Origin of the sequence: Paenibacillus phoenicis (genome assembly GCF_034718895.1) — a bacterium.
Taxonomy (GTDB): domain Bacteria; phylum Bacillota; class Bacilli; order Paenibacillales; family Paenibacillaceae; genus Fontibacillus; species Fontibacillus phoenicis.
The window spans coordinates 1-17856 of the sequence record NZ_JAYERP010000001.1 but is presented as its reverse complement, the minus strand read 5'-3'; the positions used below and the strand labels follow the sequence as shown (position 1 = coordinate 17856).

Sequence of the window (17856 nt, the reverse complement as noted above, 5' to 3'; positions counted from 1 at the left end):
GTTACGCCTCCACCGTCACTTCGACTAATGCTTCGCGAAGCAGCTCAAAGGAGCGGACTCGCTTCTCGAAAGGCGTGATATTGCTGGTGACAATCACTTCCTCGATGCCGGTGTCCTTCTGCAGCGCGAACAGCTGCTCCCGGACCGTTGCCTTGGTCCCTTTAACAATCCAAGGCTCCTGCTCCTCGATCGTATAGGGCTCTCCGGCCTGACGGCCGAACTCTTCCGCTTGCTCCCGTGTGCCAAGCGTCACCAATTTGCCGCTGGCGAGCCGCACCTTCACAACCTTCTGATTGCCGGCAAGCTCGGCGGCTTCCGCTTCAGATTCGGCGACGATGACGGACAACGCCAGGATGACTTGAGGCTCGGTACCGTGGGACGCCTCAAATCTCTCCCGGTAGGTTTGGATCGCCTTGAGCGCAATCGCCGGATCCCCGTTAATAAACAAGGAAAACACATAAGGCAAGCCTAGTCCTGCAGCGATTTGCGCACTATCCACGCTCGCCCCAAGCACGTAGAGCTCAGGAGCCTCCGCCGGGAGCGGGGCCGCGCGCAATCCGGCCAGCGGATGGTCCGCCTCCAGGCGGTTCTGCACGTATTTGCGCAGCTCCACGATTTTGTCCGTCAGGGTCGCCGATTCCCTTACACCTTGCTGCAAAGCCTGCGTGCTCTTCGGCAAACCTCCTGGAGCCCGGCCAACGCCAAGGTCGACCCGCCCCGGCGCCAGAGAAGCCAGCACGTTGAAATTTTCCGCCACCTTATATGGGCTGTAATGCTGGAGCATCACGCCGCCGGAGCCGATCCGGATCGTGCTCGTTTTCGCCAGAAGGTAGGAAATCAGCACCTCGGGCGAGGAACCGGCCACCTGCTCCGAATCATGATGCTCAGACACCCAAAACCGCCGGAACCCCAGCTCCTCGGATTTGCGGGCCAGCGATACGGTATGCTTAAACGCCTGCTCCGCACTCTCCCCCGGGTAAACCGGGCTTTGATCCAACACGCTAATCGTGAGTCCCATCTCTCTTTCGCCTCCTAAATCCTAAATGCTTAAATGCTATAGCTCGGCTCAGGGGTAATCCGTTTCAGAAACTGCTTCGTCCGCTCTTCACGCGGATGATACAGCAGCTCCGCCGGGCTCCCTTCTTCCACGATGACGCCGCCGTCCATAAATACGGCGTGGTTGGCCACATCCCGGGCAAACCCCATCTCATGGGTCACGACGATCATCGTGATCCCTTCCTTGGCAATCTTGCGAATGACCTCCAGCACTTCGCCAACCAGCTCCGGGTCCAGCGCCGACGTAGGTTCGTCAAATAAAATAACCTCCGGCTCAAGCGCCAGTGCTCGGGCAATGCCCACCCGCTGCTGCTGGCCTCCGGACAGCTGGCTTGGATAAGCGTCCAGCTTACCGGCCAGCCCCACCTTCTCCAGCAAAGCGATGCTGCGGGCTTTGGCTTCTTCCTTGGGTATTTTTTTGACGATCACCAAGCCTTCCATCACGTTCTCCAGCGCCGTCTTGTGCCGAAACAAGTTATATTGCTGAAACACCATCGCCGTCTTTTGCCGGAGGGCATGAATGTCTTTCTTGGTCGCGCGGCTGCAGTTCACCCGGTAATCGCCGATGGCAATCTCGCCGCCGCTGGGCTTCTCCAGATAGTTGATGCATCGCAGCAGCGTCGTTTTGCCGGAGCCGCTTGGTCCCAGAATGACTACGACATCGCCTTGGTTCACCGTCAGATCAATCGATTTTAAGACCTGCTGGCGCCCAAAAGACTTGGATAATTGACGAAGCTGAATCATGCCACTCCCCCCCGATTGTAAAGTTGGATTCGTTTCTCGAGCCGCGCCGTGAGCCGTTCGATCAGGACGGTCAGCCCCCAGAAAATCAACGCCGCCGCAACATAGGCCTCAAAAAACTTCCAGTTGGTCGAGGCAACGATTTGCGCTTTCGCGTTAATATCCACGACGGATACGGTAAAAGCCAGCGTCGACCCGTGCAGCATCCCGATCGCCGAGTTGGACAGGTTCGGCAGGCTGAACGCCAGCGCCTGGGGGAACACGATCCGCCGCAGCGCCTGAAACGTCGTCATCCCGATGGAATAGGCTGCTTCGAGCTGCCCGCGGTTCACCGCCAGCAGCCCCGAGCGGACGACCTCGGACATATAAGCCCCGGCCGTGATAGAAAAGGAAATATAGGCAAAAGCAATCATCGGAATGGAGGCGGACTTAAAGCCCCAGCCGAACCCCTCCGATAAGCCGTCAATAATGACCGGCAACCCGAAGTAAATCAGCAATAAGTGCGTCAGCATGGGCGTTCCGCGAATAAAGGTGACATAAGCGGTGGAGATTTGCCCCAGCACAGGAACCCGATACAGCCGGAACAGCGCGGTGATCACGCCAATGACAAACCCAACCGAGACGGACACGGCAGTGATCATTAAGGTGGTGGGAATCGCCGATAACAGCTGAACGAAGGCCGTCCAGATAAACGAAGGGTCGATTTTCATAGTTTTGCGCCTCCTTTCTCCGCGCCGATCCCGGCGAACATGGCCCGAAGCGATGGCTTCCGCTCGATCCGGAACCTCCTTCTCTCCGCCCCATCCGTCTGCTCATGCTTCAGCAAACGCCGTTCGGCGGCCCGCAGCAGCTTCTCTAATGTGAAGCTCACGACCAAATAGATGAACGCCAGAGCCAAATACGCTTCAATAAAATGCTGAGTAAGCGCGCCAAGCGTCTGGGCTTTGCCGGTGAGTTCCATGACGCCAAGGGTAAACGCCAGCGAAGTATCCTTCAACAAGGCAATCACCATATTGGAGAAGACCGGCACCGCCACCGCCAACGCTTGCGGCAATACAATTCGGGTGAATGCTTGATGCCCCTTCATCCCGATCGCATAGGCTGCTTCGACCTGTCCCCGATCCACGGCCGTCACCGAAGCGCGGATCATCTCCGACATAAAGGCTCCGGTGTGCAGGCCGTAGGTCAAAATGACGAAGAACAACACGGGCGCTCGGGAGATATCCAGGTGGACCAGCTTCAACAGCTCCGGCAAGCCATAGTAGAACAGGAACAATTGGATCAAGATCGGCGTCCCTCTGAAAAAAGAGACATATACCTTCGAAAACTGCTGCAACACCGGAATCCGATACAGCCGGGGGAACGCGATCACAAACCCGACGATCATTCCCGTCAGCAGCGACCCGCCCACAATCAGCAAGGTGACGCCCAGCGTCGACCACAGCTTCGAAAAGGCGCTGATCACGAAAGAAAAATCAAACGGTGCCCCCATGAAAATCTCCCTCCTTTCCCGCCTTGTTGATTAGCTAGTGAAGTCTTCTCCCAGCCATTCCTTGCTCAGCTTGCCTAAGGTTCCATCCGCCTTCAATTCCTTGATGACCCCGTCGATCGCATCCGCCAGCTTCTGTCCCTCCGGATCGTCTTTGCGGAAGACGAAGAGAATATCGGCTTGTGACAGCTCCTCCCCGGTCGTCTTCAGCTTGCCTTGAGGATCGATCAGCGACAGCGAGAAGTCCGCTCCCAATGTGGCTTCGACGCGGCCGGAAGTGATTTGGCTGACCGTATCGTTGGCTGCACCGCTCTGGTACACGATCTCGATAGCATTGTTATTTTCCTTGTTGTAGTTCTCCAAAATTTGTGCCTGCGCGCTGGTTGGTGAGGTCAACACCTTCTTCCCCTTCAAATCATCCAAGGAATGAATCGTATTGTTGTCTTTCGCGACGATGATCTTATTTCTCCAGTGCGCGTAGGGCTCTTTGTTAAACAGGTATTTCTCGGACCGCTCCGGGTTCTTCTCCATCTCATGAGCGACAAAATCGATCTTCTTCGTCTCCAAGCTCAGCAGCAGGTTGGAAAACTCCTGGGTCTGGAACTCGAATTCATATTCCTCAAGACGCTGATCGATCTCGCGGACCAGCTCAACGTCAAATCCGGTTAATTTCCCGTTCTCGTCGATAAAGCATACTTTCGGAAAGCCTGTGCCCGTCCCTACGATGATTTTCTTCACTTCCCCCGTGTCCGCACTCGCCGCCGTATCCTTCGCTTCCGTCCCGCCGGACGCTCCCGCTCCGCATCCTGCCAGCGCCCCCGCTAACACCAGTACGGCCGCTGCACTTAACCATCTCTTCATGTCTCTAACCCCTTCCTTATTCACGGTGATCTTTGTTTTACAATCCCTATAAGTTTAGTCAGGATTATGTTGACACTACTTTACTGTGATTTTTGTTACACGTCTAATCGAGTTTTTCTATGGGTACATGCAAATCGTCGATAGGAGAAGCGCCTAGCTCTAACAAAGCGTCCAAAAACACGTTGTTTTCACCGCTGAGGGAGATAAGGTGGGTTTGTAAAGAAACGCCTGCCGTCTCAAGGATGTCTACCGGCACGAGGATTCCCTCCTGCACTTCTTGTCTGGCGGACAACCCAGGGAGAAAGCAGATGCCGGCCCGGCTGATCACAAGCTTCTTCGCAGTCTCGGCATTATCGACTTGAAACACGATGTTTGGCGGCTGCTCCAGGCTTTCGAACGCGCGGTGAATTCGCATCCAGTCGAGGGAGCCGCATTCGAAGAACACCAGCGGTTCCCGCCGGATGTCGCGGATGGATGCACTTCCGGCAGCGGCAAGCGGGTGATCCTTATACACGTATAGCCGGATCGGATCATCATAGAAAGGATAGGATTGGAACGACGGACTCATCTGCTTGCGTGCAAATGCCACATCGATTTCCTTGGCCGCCAGCTTGCCTGCCAGAACGTCAGTCGGACCGGTTGTCACCTTGAAGTTGATCAGCGGAAAGCGTTGATGCAGAAGCACGAGCAGGTGCGGCATTAAATAGTTGGACACGGAAACGGTGCTGCCAATCCGAAGCTCCTCAGGGGTACCCGGCCGGGAATGGAGATGATGTTTTCCCTTTTGGTAGATCTGGAGGATTTGCTGGGCATAAGGCAGAAATTGTTTTCCCTTCTCCGTCAGCTGGATTTGTTTCCCCAAGCGATCGAACAATCGGCAATCCAGCTCCCGCTCCAGCGATTGAATCCGCGCGGTCACCGTCGGCTGCGAAAGAAATAACACCTCCGCCGCTTTGTTGAAGCTGCCGTAGTGATTGATGTATACAAACGCCTCAATATGATCGATGTTCAAAAAGATCCCTCCCCTAATTACTCTATATTTCTTACTATACCAATCTATATAGGCGGTTTTATTAAAATTATCCTTAATCTTAGGGAGCCCGCCACTTTTTGTCAATCGTTCGATATAGAATTTTTTAATGTCTGTGTAAATATTTTTATATTCCGATGCGGTTAGTCGGTATTTAGTCTATACTGATTTCACTTCACCTGATTGGGATGTTAAATGAATTACTTCGATAAGGAGTGTTGGAGAGATGAGCCGTTTAGAGCAGGAAGTGTTAATCCGGGATGCCCGGGAGGATGAACGGGAACAAATTGCCAAGGTGATGCTGGAAGCTTACCGGCAATATGCGTTTGATATGCCCCGTGAGCGGTGGGAGGAATATCGCGAGAACATCCGAAGCTCTGTCTACGGCAACGGCCCTTATGCCCGCCTTGTCGCCGAGCTTAACGGAGACATCGTGGGCAGCGTGCAGCTGTTCCTGAACTCGGAAGCGGCCTATGGGAGATCGGACCTAGGCATCCAATCCCCCATCATCCGGCTGCTCGCCGTATCCCCCTATGCCCGCAGACGCGGAATTGCAAAGCAGCTTATTCGTGAGGCCGCCCGCCGATCCCTGGAGCTGGGCGCCCGCACGCTGTACCTACATACGTCGGACATGATGGCCGCTGCGGTGAAGCTGTATGAGAGCCTCGGATTCGAACGGGCTTACGAAGCTGATACCACCAATGGGGAGACCCTGGTCAAATCGTATAAGATCCAATTGACGGACGCGTTGCCCCTGCTGCAAACCTCGTAAGTACAATCAATCAGGGGCGTTCGCTCATGATATCCCCCTTTCTGGCATCTGGCCTGTCTCCTAAGCTATAATGGAAATGGAAATCATGTGATGAACAATGTTAAAGGACGGAGCCCCTAATGATAAATCAATCTTTTGTGAACCCCTTAGAGCAAATGAAGGCCTTGCAGAAGTCGTTGACCCGATTTATGATGATGTACAAATTTGCTCTCCACGAGGTGGAGACAAAAATCGAAATTTTGCAGGAGGAGTTTCAGCTTCTCCACGACTACAATCCGATCGAGCATACGAAGTCTAGAATCAAGTCTCCGGAAAGCATCATGAAGAAGCTGTACCGCAAAGGCGGCGCTTCCTCCTTAGAGGATATCAAGCGCAGTATCCGCGACATCGCCGGCATTCGCATCACCTGTTCGTTTATCTCGGACATTTACCGGATCAGCGAAATGCTGCAGGCGCAGAAGGACCTGAAGATCCTTACGATCAAAGATTACATCAAGAACCCCAAGCCGAACGGATACAAAAGCCTGCACATGCTGGTCGAAGTGCCGGTGTTCATGTCAGACGGCGAGGAAATGGTGTGCGTCGAAATTCAGATCCGCACCATTGCCATGGATTTCTGGGCCAGTCTGGAGCACAAAATTTTCTATAAATACAACGAGTCCGTACCGGATCGTCTGCTCCAGGATCTCAAGAACGCCGCCGACACCGCCTACGAGCTGGACTTGAAAATGGAACAGCTGCAGCAGGAAATGGAGGAAATCAAGCACGCTCACCAAGTCGAAGCCTCCGAAGAGTTCCAGTTGCTTATCGACAACCAGAAGTTCAACATTCCGCAGAAGCTGCTGAAGTTGTTGTCGGGCGGGGAATGAGCCTTAGGAAGACCTACAAGAATAGGAGTTGCCCTGTACCATCATCAAGATGGGAGGTGCAACTCCTTCTTCATTTAGCGGGATTGTCTTACACGTTTGGTGTTCAAGGATTCCGTGCGCTTCTTGGACTCCCTTGCCGGCTGCACCGGCTTTGGAGCTAAGGCGGTCTGCTGCATCGGATAAGGGTGCTCCTTAATGACAGGGATCCGCTTTCCGATCAATTTCTCGATATCGGCCAGGTACGGCTTCTCGTCAAAATCGCAGAACGAAATGGCGACGCCGCTTTGTCCGGCCCGGCCGGTCCGCCCGATCCGGTGGACGTATGTTTCGGGAATATTCGGCAGCTCATAGTTGATGACGTGGGACAACTCGTCGATGTCGATGCCCCGTGCCGCAATATCGGTAGCAACCAGGACGCGCAAGGTGCGATTCTTGAAATCTTGCAAAGCCGTCTGCCTAGCGCCTTGCGATTTGTCGCCATGGATGGCTTTGGCGCTGACCTGCGCCTTCGTTAAGTGGCGCACCAACCGGTCCGCCCCATGCTTGGTCCGCGTAAAGACGATGGCGGATTCGATGGACGGGTCTTTCAAAAGATGAATCAGCAGATCCCTCTTGTTGCCCTTGTCCACGTAATACAGATACTGCCCGATGGTGTCCACCGTTGAGGAAACCGGCGTAATCTCCACCTTGACGGGATTTCTCAGGATGGAATCGGCCATTTGCGCGATCGCATCTGGCATCGTGGCGGAGAAGAGCAAGGTTTGCCGCTGGGACGGTGTCTTGGCGATGATCTTCTTGACGTCGTGGATAAAGCCCATATCCAGCATGCGATCCGCTTCATCCAAAATCAGGAGCTCCACGTTCTTCAGATCGATCAGCTTCTGCTGCATGAGATCGTTCAGCCTTCCGGGCGTGGCCACCAGAATGTCTACGCCCTTTTGCAGCGCGGCCTCCTGAGGTTTCTGCGACACGCCGCCAAAGATGACGGCGCATTTCAGAGGCAGGTACTTGCCGTAGGTGCAAAAATTTTCGTAAATCTGCAGCGCCAGCTCGCGGGTTGGCGTGATCACAAGCGCGCGGATGTTCCGCCGGCCTGCACGCGGGGCGCCATCCTTATGCAGCAACTGCAGTGTAGGGATGGCAAATGCTGCGGTTTTCCCCGTACCGGTCTGCGCGCAACCCAGCAAGTCTTGGCCGCTGAGTATCGGCGGGATCGCTTGTTGTTGAATCGGCGTAGGTGCCGTATAATTTTCCTGCTCCAACGCTTTTAAGATCGAAGGGATCAGGTTCAGTTCTTTAAATTGCATAATAACTCCTTGCCGGCCTTACTGCCGGAATCGCTAATTTTGGCAGGAAGTGCCCAAGGCTTGAAGCTCGTTCCACCAATCTTACCAATATAACACTTCACAGGTAACCCGGCAAATGGAGAGTTGGATCGGACCGGTTCGGTGCATGCGCGATGGCCGACCGTTCTCATTTCGGCAGAGCATTCCGATAAGGCCCTTTTGTGGCGTTATTTCCGCCCTTTTGCACTCCATGAAGAAAATAAGGCCCTTTTAGGGTCTTATTTGGAGGAAAAGAGGCTGAAATGTCCCGTATTGGCCCGATTTGAGATCAATAAGGCCATTTTAGGGCCTTATTTTACGAGGAACGTGTTGATTTTGAAGAATAAGACCACTTTTTACCCTTATTTCAGCACCGAGTGAAGTCGGAAACCCTACCTGCGCACCACGTAGTCCTCCACCTGACACAACCATACCATATGGTCTTGCCCCGGCCCCCAGTAATCCTTGGCCACGGCATAAGGCTCACCGAACTTGCGAAGCCACTTCTGCTGCGCCCGCTTGTAGCCGCTGTCGAGGCAGAACCGCTCGATGCCCCGCTCCCGCAGCGCCTTCGCCATCGCCTCGATCAAAGCCGATCCGATGCCTTGTCCTTGATAGGCGGACAGCACGTACAAGCTCCCCAGCTCGCCAACATCGTCCAACGCGTGCTGGGTACATTCCCTGATTTCCTTCCCGCAAGGGCCAAAGGAAATGATGCCGACCACCTCCCGAGCGATCTTCGCAGCGAGGAAAAAGACAGGGCTCTCCACCGCTTGTGGCCCATCCCCGCGTGAATCAAAGCCAGGTGCAGCCCCAAGCGCTGCGTCCACCAGCTGGATTTTCCCCTCAATTTCCTCGCGGATATCTTCTATTAAATGTCCAAGCCCTTCCGCGGCAAACGCCTCTGGAATCGTCTGCTCGAATAACCGGCAGGCTTCCTCTCGATCTTCAGCGGTTAACGGTACGATGACGATATCTTCGACCATGGCAATCCCTCCTTCACTTTTTTTCATATCGGCCTGCAAAATCGGAGCTATTCACTTCATATTCTAAAGATTTTACCGAAATAAAAGCAAAGAGGCGATCCCATCACGAAAACGCTAACCTACGTGACAACACGCTGGAATATGCGGGTTTTACCTGTGAACGGTTGTGGTATAATCACGATGATTTGCGAAAACGGGGTTGCATTTGACAGCTTGCAACAACAAACAGAAACGGGTGATCAGAATTGTTTGAACTCAAATGGCTGTGGCAGAATTTGGAGGGCAACCGGGCCAGATATATCACGGCGCTGGTGCTTTCCGTCGTGGGCTCCTCGCTCATGATTATCAATCCGTACATAGGCCAACGCATTGTCGACACGTTTATCACAGGTGAACATGCGATGGAAAATTTATCGCAGCAACGGGGACTGCTGATCATGCTCTGCTTGGGGATGATTGGTTTCTCTCTGCTGCGGACGGGGCTTGCTTATTTGACGACGATGCAATACGAGCAGGCTTCGCAAAATATGCTGTACAAAGTCCGCATCTACCTCTACAACAAAATCCAAGGCCAGGATATGGAGTACTATGACCATAACCGGACCGGGGACCTCATGACCAAGATGACCGGGGACCTGGACATGGTGCGGCACTCGATGGCGTGGATTATCAAGACGATTATTGAATCGGTGACGATCTTTGTTGCGGCCGTCGCTTATTTTTTCACAATTGATGCTGTGTTGACGCTGTGGCTGCTGATCTTGGCGCCTCCGATCTTCATCGTGGCTTACATCTTCGCGAAAAAGGTCCGTCCAATGTACGTGGATCTGCGCGAGCGGTTGTCCCAACTGAACACGATCACCCAAGAGAACATCTCGGGGAACCGCGTCGTTAAAGCCTTTGCCCGTGAAGAATTTGAAATTGAGAAGTTCACCGACAAGAACATTCACTTCTCAGAAGCGAACAAGAAAGCCGCGCTCGTGTGGCTGGACTACTTCCCGTATCTGGAGACGTTCGCACAAGCGTTTAACGTGATCCTGATGCTGGCTGGCGGATATTTTGTCATGCAGGGACGGATTACCTTCGGGGAATTTTCCGCGTTCTCCGCATTGATCTGGGCCGTATCCAACCCGATGCGCAACATCGGCATTATCATTAACGATATTCAACGTTTCTTCGCCAGCTTAAGTAAAATTGTAGAAATTTATTACGCCAAACCAAAAATCGTAAACGAGCACAAAGCGATCGAAAAGCGCCGTTACGAAGGACGGATCGAATTCAAGCATGTCAGCTTCAAATATGACAGCAATGAAGTGCTTCACGATATCAGCTTCTCGGTGAATCCGGGGGAAACGATCGCCATTATGGGCTCAACCGGTTCGGGCAAAACATCGCTCGTAAACCTGATCCCCCGCTTTTACGACGTATCCGACGGGCAAGTGTTGGTTGACGGCGTGGACGTCCGCGACCTGGAGCTCGATGAGCTCCGCAGCAACATCGGCATCGCGACCCAGGACGTGCTGCTGTTCTCCGATACGATCGACGGAAATATCGCTTACGGCGATCCCGAACTGCCGGAGGAACAAACGAGAGAGTATGCCCGGCTCGCTGCTGCGCATGATTTTATTACGAAAATGCCGGAAGGGTATGACACCATCGTTGGGGAACGCGGCGTCGGCTTATCCGGCGGTCAGAAGCAGCGGATTGCGCTGGCCCGGGCGCTGGCGGTGCGCCGACCGATTCTGATCCTCGACGACACCACCTCCGCGGTTGACTTGGAAACCGAGGAGCATATCCAGAAGAGCTTGCGCGAGCTGAACTTCCCGTGCACGAAGCTGATCATTGCCCAGCGCGTGTCGACCACGGCCGAAGCGGACCGCATTCTGATCCTGGACGGCGGACGGCTGATCGAGGAAGGCACCCATGCGGAATTGCTCGCGAAACGCGGCTATTATTACGATGTATTTATGCTTCAAAATGAAGGGATCGGAAGGACGGTGAGCGCCCATGGCCAGAAATAAGTTCGATGTGGATGAGAATCTGGAGTCTCCTTTTGACATAAAGCACTTCAAACGTGCCATGGTGTACATCCGAAAACAGCAGAAGCCGATGATCATCGCGTTTGTGCTGAGCGCCTTGTCGGCTGCAATCGCGCTGTCGGCGCCGCTCATTATTCAACACGTTGTGGACGTGACGATTCCGGAGAAAGCGTTTGGTGCGCTGGTCGGGTGGTCTGCGCTGATGCTGCTCACGATCGTGGTCAGCGTCGAGCTGGCGACGATCCGCTCCCGGATCATGACCCGGGTCGGCCAGGATATCATCTTCGATATCCGTACGGATCTGTTCAAGCATCTGCAGCAGCTGCCGTTTAAATATTACGACGACCGCCCGCAAGGGAAAATCCTGATCCGCGTCGTCAACTACGTCAACGCCGTATCGGACGTTTTGTCCAACGGGATCATCAACTTTATTTTGGAGATCGTCAATTTGATCTTTATCGCTGTGTTTATGTTTGCGTTGGATGTCCGGTTGTCGTTCGTCACCTTGGCCGGATTGCCGGTGTTCCTCGGCGTTATGCTGCTGATCAAAACCCGGCAGCGCCGGGCATGGCAGGCTGTTTCCAACAAAAGCTCCAACATGAACGCGTATTTGCAGGAGAGCATCAGCGGGATTGGCGTGACGCAAATTTTCTCCCGCGAGAAGCATAACGAAGGCATCTTTACCCGCCTGGCCGGCAACTACCGCAAGGAATGGATGCGGGCGCTTCGCTACAACGCCCTGATCCCGTTCTCCGTCGACAACCTGGCGACGATCGTCACGACGCTGATCTATATGGTTGGCTTGCTTGCGATGGGTCCGGAAGGCGTGACCTTCGGGGTCATCCTTGCGATGAGTAACTATGCGGCCCGCTTCTGGCAACCGATCCTGAACCTGTCCCAGCTGTATAACAACTTCATTAACGCCGTCGCTTATCTGGAACGGATCTTCGAAACGATGGATGAACCGGTGACGGTCAGCGATGTCCCGGGGGCGAAGGCTTTGCCGCCGGTGCAGGGCAACGTCCAATTCAAAGACGTTACGTTTGCTTACGATCCAGGCCTGAACATTCTGGAGCACCTGAACTTCGAGGTAAAAGCCGGGGAAAGCATCGCCCTCGTCGGACCGACGGGCGCGGGCAAGACCACGGTCGTCAACCTCATCTCGCGCTTCTATAATGTGAGCGAAGGCGCGATTCTGATCGATGGTCACGACATCTCTCAAGTGACGTTGAAGTCGCTGCGCAGCCAGATGGGGATAATGCTGCAGGATAGCTTTATTTTCTCGGGTACGATCATGGATAATATCCGATACGGCAAGCTGGACGCCACCGAGGAGGAAGTCATCGCCGCGGCCAAAACGGTCTGCGCGGACGAGTTCATCCGCGAGTTTGAGCAAGGGTACTACACCGAGGTGAACGAACGCGGCTCGAAGCTCTCCCAAGGACAGCGGCAGCTCATCTCGTTCGCCCGGACGCTGCTGGCCGATCCGCGCATTCTGATCCTGGACGAAGCGACCTCCTCGATCGACGCCAAGACGGAGCGCCTGCTTCAGCAAGGCTTAAACGAGCTGCTCAAGGGACGCACCTCGTTCATCATCGCGCACCGGCTGTCGACGGTGAAGAACTGCGACCGCATCATGTATGTCTCCGACAAGGGGATTGCCGAATCCGGCTCGCATGATGAGCTGATGGCCAAACGTGGTCTGTACTACCGCTTGTATACCGCGCAGAAGATGGAAGCTGTATAGATCATGCAAAAATAAAGGCAATTCCGCCAAGCCAATTTAACCTGGCTGACGGAGTTGCCTTTTTGTTTTTACCGGACGCTGGGTACCGGACGCTGGGATATCAAAATTTGTCGAATTGTGAAATGGTTCACTTACTATGGTATGCCCTTATGTTATCCTCTCCAAGGGGAACGAAAGAGAAACAGCACCCCGATATAGACAGAAGTGGAGGGTTTATCATGCAAAAGAAAGTTACAGCAGCACTCATTCTCGTCTTATCCTTGATGCTTGTCATCGCGGGATGCGGCAACAATGGGAATGAGCCTCAGAACCAGGCTCAGGATCAGAACCAGACGCAGGCTGGCGGACAGACGGACAAAGCCAAAGAAAACGAAGCCGAAGCCGTAGCCGGCGCATCCGAAAAAAGCTATACGCCTCACGATCAATTGAAGGACAGCTACGATATCATTATCATCGGCGCAGGCGGTGCTGGCATGACCGCAGCACTCGAAGCGAAAGCCAACGGTATGAACCCCGTTATCTTCGAGAAAATGCCGGTGGCCGGCGGTAACACGACGAAATCGTCCTCCGGCATGAACGCCTCGGAGACGAAATTCCAAAAGGAACAAGGCATTGAAGACAGCAACGACAAGTTCTATGAAGAGACGCTAAAAGGTGGCCACAATACAAATGATACCGAACTGTTGCGTTTCTTCGTTGACCATTCCGCAGGCGCGATCGATTGGCTCGATTCCATTGGCATTCGGTTGAATAACCTCACGATTACGGGCGGCATGAGCGAAAAACGCACGCACCGTCCGGAAGACGGCTCCGCCGTGGGACAATACCTGGTGGACGGCCTGGTCCGAAACGTTGAAGAACAAGGCATTCCGTTGTTCGTCAACGCCAATGTCAAGGAGATTACTCAGCAAGACGGCAAAGTCAACGGCGTGAAGGTGGTCCTGAACGATACCGAAGAAAAAACGATTACCGGCAAAGCCGTCATCGTGGCGACCGGCGGTTACGGGGCCAATCCGGAAATGATCACGCAGTTTAGACCGGACTTAAAGGGATATGTCACGACCAACCAAGCTGGCAGCACCGGCGACGGCATTACGATGATTGAGAAATTGGGCGGCGTTACCGTTGATATGGATCAGATCCAGGTTCACCCGACTGTTCAACAGGAGAAATCTTATCTGATCGGTGAAGCCGTGCGCGGCGAAGGCGCGATCCTTGTTTCCAGCGAAGGCAAGCGTTTCTTTAATGAAATGGACACGCGCGATAAAGTGACCAACGCGATCAATGCCCTGCCTGAGAAGTCCGCCTACCTTGTCTTTGATTTCGGTGTGAAATCCCGAGCTAAAGCGATCCAACAATATGAGAAGATGGGCATTGTACTCCAGGGCGACACGATTGAAGCTTTGGCCGAAAAGATGGGTGTACCGGCAAATGCTTTGGCGCAAACGTTAGAAACTTGGAACGCGGCTGTTCAGAATCAAAATGACGCCGAATTCGGCAGAACCACCGGGATGGATAACGATTTGTCCGGCGCACCGTACTATGCCATCAAAATTGCTCCCGGCATCCACTACACCATGGGCGGCGTGAAAATCAACACCAACACAGAAGTATTGAACAAAGAAGGCAACCCGATCCCAGGTCTGTTTGCCGCTGGCGAAGTTACCGGCGGGTTGCACGGGGATAACCGGATCGGCGGCAACTCCGTGGCCGATATTATCATTTTCGGACGTCAGGCCGGCGTGAAGGCGGCCGAGTTCGTGAAGGCGCAATAAGCTGAACGATCATGAGATAGGGACCCGTCAAGGCTTGGACTCCAAGGAGTTCGAGCTTTGGCGGATTTTCTTTTTTGAGGAAATGATCTTTGGGAATACTAAATAACCACCCACGATACACGAAACCTAAGGAGGTGCCTAAGATGAGCAAAAATGAGGACTACACTCAGCTGCAGCGGGCCAAGGCCAAGGACTCCACCAACGAAGGCCGAAAAGGCGCCTTCATGACGAAAGACGCCTGGAACCAGGACGGCAACCCTGCCGCAGCGACGGACGATTTCGGTCCCGAGATGAAGCCCGAGGACCCGCCGACGTTGAATGGGAAACCGTTGTAGCTCGATTTCACCCGCATCAGGCCCAATTCTGTATGATTTTTCGAATACATTTCGCCGATATCGCCGAATTTAGCCGATTGTATTCGATTTTTCATATAGAATGCACCCGGTGGACTAACGCCCACAGCTACCAGCTCCGTGTCCCCTCCCCGCCAATCTCAACACCGCACATACTTCCGCTTAAAGCCCAGTTGCCCGCGATCCAGCGCTTTTTGAATGCTTTCCGAAGCGTTCAGAATGGCGCTTTTCTTCTTCCCCCGTTTCATCTCGACCGGGCCGATCGCCTGGGCGGTCTCCACCGCTTGAGTGTGGAGTGGCCGGTAAGAAACCCCGACGGTGTAAACAAAGTTATTCATCGCAGACTTCGTACGCTCGGGCGCATCGTGAATCGAGTTCTTCACCGTTTCCAGCATGCCGGCGAACTTGCCCTCGTCAAATTCGCTGTCCGGCCGGCTCCCCAATAGCCAGCAGTAACAGCTCCAACCCGCCGACATCTTCAGCTCGTCCCCGCTGGCGATCCACTGGTCGGCCACCTCCTGGGCGATATCCGCCTCCGCCAAGGTGACGGCAACCACGAAGTCCGACAGCATATAGAAATACGCCCCCTCGATCCAGCGATCAAAATCCGCATGCGTCATCGCCTTCGGATCCGCAATCATCCCCGCAAAATACATCGCATCGTAATTCCCCGTCGCGTAAAGCTCCTCAGCCAAGGGCTGATTGATCTTGATCTGCCGGAACAGCGGCTTCATTTCTCCTGTGGCTACACCAAACAGCGGCTCCCGCGCGCCGTTGGACATGTACATTTTTTTCAGGCGCTCCTTACCGAGTGCCTCAAGCTCCTGCATCACCGTTTCCAGCTTCATTTATGGAGCCAGCTCCCTTCATCCCGTATGGGTTCTTCTCCCCTAGCTTACTACGTGAGAAGGGCTTGATTCAATTCCAAAATAAGGCCAAGCGTCCTCGCCAAACTACTTGTTGCGCGCCAGGCGGAACCCTTGATCCGGGCCAAAGCCGCTCGCTTCAAACTTGCCGCGAAACGACACCTCGCTGCTGCTGACATCGCCGATCCAGCCGCCGCCTTTCACTACGCGAAATGAGCCACGCTTATAGTTCTGGTTCACCTCGTCCCCGTACCAATCCCAGCACCATTCCCTCACATTGCCAGACATATCGTACAGCCCCAGCTCATTGGGCTCCTTGCCGCCAACAGGCCGGGTTCGGCTATGATTACTCTCAATGATCGGCCAGTTCCAGTCCCCGCTCAGGTACTCCTCTCCGGCATTCCGCCAATACCAGGCCACATCGTCCACACGCGAGCTTCCGCTGTATTTATAGCTTTGGCTGTGCTGCCCGCCCCCAGCTGCATACTCCCACTCTTCCTCCGTCGGAAGCCGGTACCCGTTCGCGTCCGGATTGATGGTGACCGTCCATTTCACAGGATCGTATTCGCTTTGATTGTTGGGGTCTATTTTTTGCTTATCTATATTGTAAAAAGGTTTCAAGCCCTCTTTTATGCTCCGCTGATTGCAATACTCGATCACGTCGTACCAGCTCACCATCTCCACCGGCAATTGGTCGCCTTGGAACTGAGACGGATTGCTGCCCATCACTTCCACCCATTCTCTCTGGGTCACTTCATATTTTCCGATATAAAAATCAGCCAGTACCCTGCTCGAGCCATAAAAATTAGACCGGGTGTTCTTCACGCTCCCGCCTTGAACTAGCACGAAGGAGTCGTTCTGCCGCTCCGGTCTCCCCATTGCTGCCTGCGAGCAGGCGGAGACCAGCACCATGATGGTGATGGACAAGATCATGCTCATGTATCGCTTCCTCAAGGTCAGCTCCCCTTTGATTGAAGATCAGTGAAGGCCGCCGGCGGCAAACCGAACGGCCTTGAGACCAAATTTAGCGATGAACCATTACCACACCGTGACGTTGGATCTTCCGCTGCTCTGATAGCCTTCCGTCGCCAAGACCTGGTACGACCAGCTGCTGCCCAGGTTCATGCCCTTGCTTCTCCAGGCATTCACGTGATTGCTGAAGGTGATGGAGACGTTGCTGCCGGTTGGTCGTTTCGATTGCCGCACGCTCCAGAACTGTTGGAACGTCTGCGTGCCATCAATGGAAGGCGCATTATAGCGCATGGTCGTATAAATATCGTAGGTGCCTCCGTCGCTGTTCACCGTTCCTTTGTGAGTACCTGTTGGCCGGTACGTCCCCCAACTGTCGACAACGTAATACTCGATCAGCGAGTTTCTAGTCCATCCGTAAAGGGTCAAGTACCCGTTCCCCGAAGGTTCCCAGATGCCGGCATTGTAATTGATCGTCCGATTTGGCGACCCTACGCTCCAGCCTTTGCCGACCACGAAGTTCCCGCTATTTTGCCAAGTTACGCTGTAATTGCCCCCGGACCCGTTAACCGCATTCACCGTTCCGCCGCCATCCGTCCAATATTGCCAATAATCCGTTGCTGCACTCGAGGTTGCCCCAAATAAACCGAAACTCATCGAAGCCGTCAGGAGTAAAGTGAGCATCTTCTTTTTTAATTTCATCAAACATTCCTCCTCAGAAATAGATTTGACTAACAAAAATAATTCTTGCTCCCTGCTTCTTACCGAGGTCAAGCTTCGTTTCCTGGGGCATCACCTACCTTGGAGCCTCTTTTACCAACATTTAACTATCACCCCCTTTGATAGAAAATTATAGTAGGTAAGCGCATACATTTCACTTCACGAATTAAAGGTTTTATCTAGATTTTTACATATAAGAAAAACGTCTATCGACGTACATTCAAAGTAGACAGACCGCGTTTAGCGGAAGTTTTTCTT

At 53.7% G+C, this 17856-nt stretch carries 17 protein-coding genes; 6 read left to right on the top strand and 11 right to left on the bottom strand.

Annotated elements, in window-relative coordinates; all coding sequences use genetic code 11:
- Position 1: 1 nt before the first annotated feature.
- The 6 genes from U9M73_RS00085 to U9M73_RS00060 form a co-directional block, all read right to left on the bottom strand.
- Positions 2 to 1018, bottom strand: a complete 1017-nt coding sequence (locus tag U9M73_RS00085; RefSeq protein WP_127576337.1) for an LLM class flavin-dependent oxidoreductase — start codon at positions 1016 to 1018, stop codon at positions 2 to 4.
- A gap of 29 nt (positions 1019 to 1047) precedes the next feature.
- Complete coding sequence (locus tag U9M73_RS00080) at positions 1048 to 1800, bottom strand: amino acid ABC transporter ATP-binding protein (protein ID WP_009224587.1); 753 nt, start codon at positions 1798 to 1800, stop codon at positions 1048 to 1050.
- A complete protein-coding gene (locus U9M73_RS00075) occupies positions 1797 to 2507 on the bottom strand; it encodes an amino acid ABC transporter permease (protein ID WP_127576339.1) in 711 nt (236 codons plus the stop codon). The genes U9M73_RS00080 and U9M73_RS00075 overlap by 4 nt, the downstream gene beginning before the upstream one ends.
- On the bottom strand, positions 2504 to 3289 hold the full coding sequence (locus tag U9M73_RS00070; protein WP_323075803.1) for an amino acid ABC transporter permease: 786 nt from the start codon (positions 3287 to 3289) through the stop codon (positions 2504 to 2506). The genes U9M73_RS00075 and U9M73_RS00070 overlap by 4 nt, the downstream gene beginning before the upstream one ends.
- Before the next feature lie 30 nt (positions 3290 to 3319).
- A complete protein-coding gene (locus U9M73_RS00065) occupies positions 3320 to 4147 on the bottom strand; it encodes a transporter substrate-binding domain-containing protein (RefSeq protein ID WP_323075802.1) in 828 nt (275 codons plus the stop codon).
- A gap of 103 nt (positions 4148 to 4250) precedes the next feature.
- Positions 4251 to 5159, bottom strand: a complete 909-nt coding sequence (locus tag U9M73_RS00060) for a LysR family transcriptional regulator (RefSeq protein WP_036644893.1) — start codon at positions 5157 to 5159, stop codon at positions 4251 to 4253.
- A 244-nt stretch (positions 5160 to 5403) separates the two neighbouring features.
- Between U9M73_RS00060 and U9M73_RS00055 the strand changes: the two genes are divergently transcribed.
- Positions 5404 to 5949 (top strand): GNAT family N-acetyltransferase, encoded by a 546-nt coding sequence (locus U9M73_RS00055; RefSeq protein ID WP_127576342.1) that lies wholly within the window; start codon positions 5404 to 5406, stop codon positions 5947 to 5949.
- A 119-nt stretch (positions 5950 to 6068) separates the two neighbouring features.
- Positions 6069 to 6818, top strand: coding sequence for a GTP pyrophosphokinase (locus tag U9M73_RS00050; protein WP_260069732.1), 750 nt, complete (start codon positions 6069 to 6071; stop codon positions 6816 to 6818).
- A 74-nt stretch (positions 6819 to 6892) separates the two neighbouring features.
- Here U9M73_RS00050 and U9M73_RS00045 read toward each other — a convergent pair whose 3' ends face one another.
- Positions 6893 to 8125 (bottom strand): DEAD/DEAH box helicase, encoded by a 1233-nt coding sequence (locus tag U9M73_RS00045; RefSeq protein WP_323075800.1) that lies wholly within the window; start codon positions 8123 to 8125, stop codon positions 6893 to 6895.
- A gap of 410 nt (positions 8126 to 8535) precedes the next feature.
- Complete coding sequence (locus U9M73_RS00040) at positions 8536 to 9129, bottom strand: GNAT family N-acetyltransferase (protein ID WP_323075799.1); 594 nt, start codon at positions 9127 to 9129, stop codon at positions 8536 to 8538.
- 245 nt (positions 9130 to 9374) lie between these two features.
- Here U9M73_RS00040 and U9M73_RS00035 point away from each other — a divergent pair, with 245 nt between their 5' ends.
- From U9M73_RS00035 to U9M73_RS00020, 4 genes are all read left to right on the top strand, one after another.
- Complete coding sequence (locus tag U9M73_RS00035) at positions 9375 to 11150, top strand: ABC transporter ATP-binding protein (protein ID WP_260069729.1); 1776 nt, start codon at positions 9375 to 9377, stop codon at positions 11148 to 11150.
- A complete protein-coding gene (locus U9M73_RS00030) occupies positions 11137 to 12915 on the top strand; it encodes an ABC transporter ATP-binding protein (RefSeq protein ID WP_009224576.1) in 1779 nt (592 codons plus the stop codon). Before U9M73_RS00035 ends, U9M73_RS00030 begins: the two co-directional genes overlap by 14 nt.
- Positions 12916 to 13133: 218 nt before the next feature.
- Entirely contained in the window at positions 13134 to 14690 is a 1557-nt protein-coding gene (locus U9M73_RS00025) for a flavocytochrome c (protein ID WP_323075794.1), read from the top strand.
- Positions 14691 to 14833: 143 nt separating this feature from the next.
- Positions 14834 to 15025, top strand: coding sequence for a hypothetical protein (locus U9M73_RS00020; RefSeq protein ID WP_323075792.1), 192 nt, complete (start codon positions 14834 to 14836; stop codon positions 15023 to 15025).
- A 158-nt stretch (positions 15026 to 15183) separates the two neighbouring features.
- On the opposite strand, the gene U9M73_RS00015 is transcribed toward U9M73_RS00020, so the two are convergent.
- The 3 genes from U9M73_RS00015 to U9M73_RS00005 all read right to left on the bottom strand — a co-directional run bounded on the left by U9M73_RS00015 (position 15184) and on the right by U9M73_RS00005 (position 17583).
- Positions 15184 to 15891 (bottom strand): DNA alkylation repair protein, encoded by a 708-nt coding sequence (locus U9M73_RS00015; RefSeq protein WP_323075791.1) that lies wholly within the window; start codon positions 15889 to 15891, stop codon positions 15184 to 15186.
- Between the two features lie 105 nt (positions 15892 to 15996).
- Positions 15997 to 16848 (bottom strand): SUMF1/EgtB/PvdO family nonheme iron enzyme, encoded by an 852-nt coding sequence (locus U9M73_RS00010; protein WP_036644892.1) that lies wholly within the window; start codon positions 16846 to 16848, stop codon positions 15997 to 15999.
- Positions 16849 to 16947: 99 nt separating this feature from the next.
- Complete coding sequence (locus U9M73_RS00005) at positions 16948 to 17583, bottom strand: glycoside hydrolase family 11 protein (protein ID WP_036644891.1); 636 nt, start codon at positions 17581 to 17583, stop codon at positions 16948 to 16950.
- Positions 17584 to 17856: the final 273 nt, after the last annotated feature.

What these genes read in the sequence shown, in the direction of transcription:
- U9M73_RS00085 (WP_127576337.1), bottom strand. Translation starts at nt 1,018, where the DNA reads ATGGGACTCACGATTAGCGTGTTGGATCAAAGCCCGGTTTACCCGGGG.
- U9M73_RS00080 (WP_009224587.1), bottom strand. Translation starts at nt 1,800, where the DNA reads ATGATTCAGCTTCGTCAATTATCCAAGTCTTTTGGGCGCCAGCAGGTC.
- U9M73_RS00075 (WP_127576339.1), bottom strand. Translation starts at nt 2,507, where the DNA reads ATGAAAATCGACCCTTCGTTTATCTGGACGGCCTTCGTTCAGCTGTTA.
- U9M73_RS00070 (WP_323075803.1), bottom strand. Translation starts at nt 3,289, where the DNA reads ATGGGGGCACCGTTTGATTTTTCTTTCGTGATCAGCGCCTTTTCGAAG.
- U9M73_RS00065 (WP_323075802.1), bottom strand. Translation starts at nt 4,147, where the DNA reads ATGAAGAGATGGTTAAGTGCAGCGGCCGTACTGGTGTTAGCGGGGGCG.
- U9M73_RS00055 (WP_127576342.1), top strand. Translation starts at nt 5,404, where the DNA reads ATGAGCCGTTTAGAGCAGGAAGTGTTAATCCGGGATGCCCGGGAGGAT.
- U9M73_RS00050 (WP_260069732.1), top strand. Translation starts at nt 6,069, where the DNA reads ATGATAAATCAATCTTTTGTGAACCCCTTAGAGCAAATGAAGGCCTTG.
- U9M73_RS00045 (WP_323075800.1), bottom strand. Translation starts at nt 8,125, where the DNA reads ATGCAATTTAAAGAACTGAACCTGATCCCTTCGATCTTAAAAGCGTTG.
- U9M73_RS00040 (WP_323075799.1), bottom strand. Translation starts at nt 9,129, where the DNA reads ATGGTCGAAGATATCGTCATCGTACCGTTAACCGCTGAAGATCGAGAG.
- U9M73_RS00030 (WP_009224576.1), top strand. Translation starts at nt 11,137, where the DNA reads ATGGCCAGAAATAAGTTCGATGTGGATGAGAATCTGGAGTCTCCTTTT.
- U9M73_RS00025 (WP_323075794.1), top strand. Translation starts at nt 13,134, where the DNA reads ATGCAAAAGAAAGTTACAGCAGCACTCATTCTCGTCTTATCCTTGATG.
- U9M73_RS00020 (WP_323075792.1), top strand. Translation starts at nt 14,834, where the DNA reads ATGAGCAAAAATGAGGACTACACTCAGCTGCAGCGGGCCAAGGCCAAG.
- U9M73_RS00015 (WP_323075791.1), bottom strand. Translation starts at nt 15,891, where the DNA reads ATGAAGCTGGAAACGGTGATGCAGGAGCTTGAGGCACTCGGTAAGGAG.
- U9M73_RS00010 (WP_036644892.1), bottom strand. Translation starts at nt 16,848, where the DNA reads ATGAGCATGATCTTGTCCATCACCATCATGGTGCTGGTCTCCGCCTGC.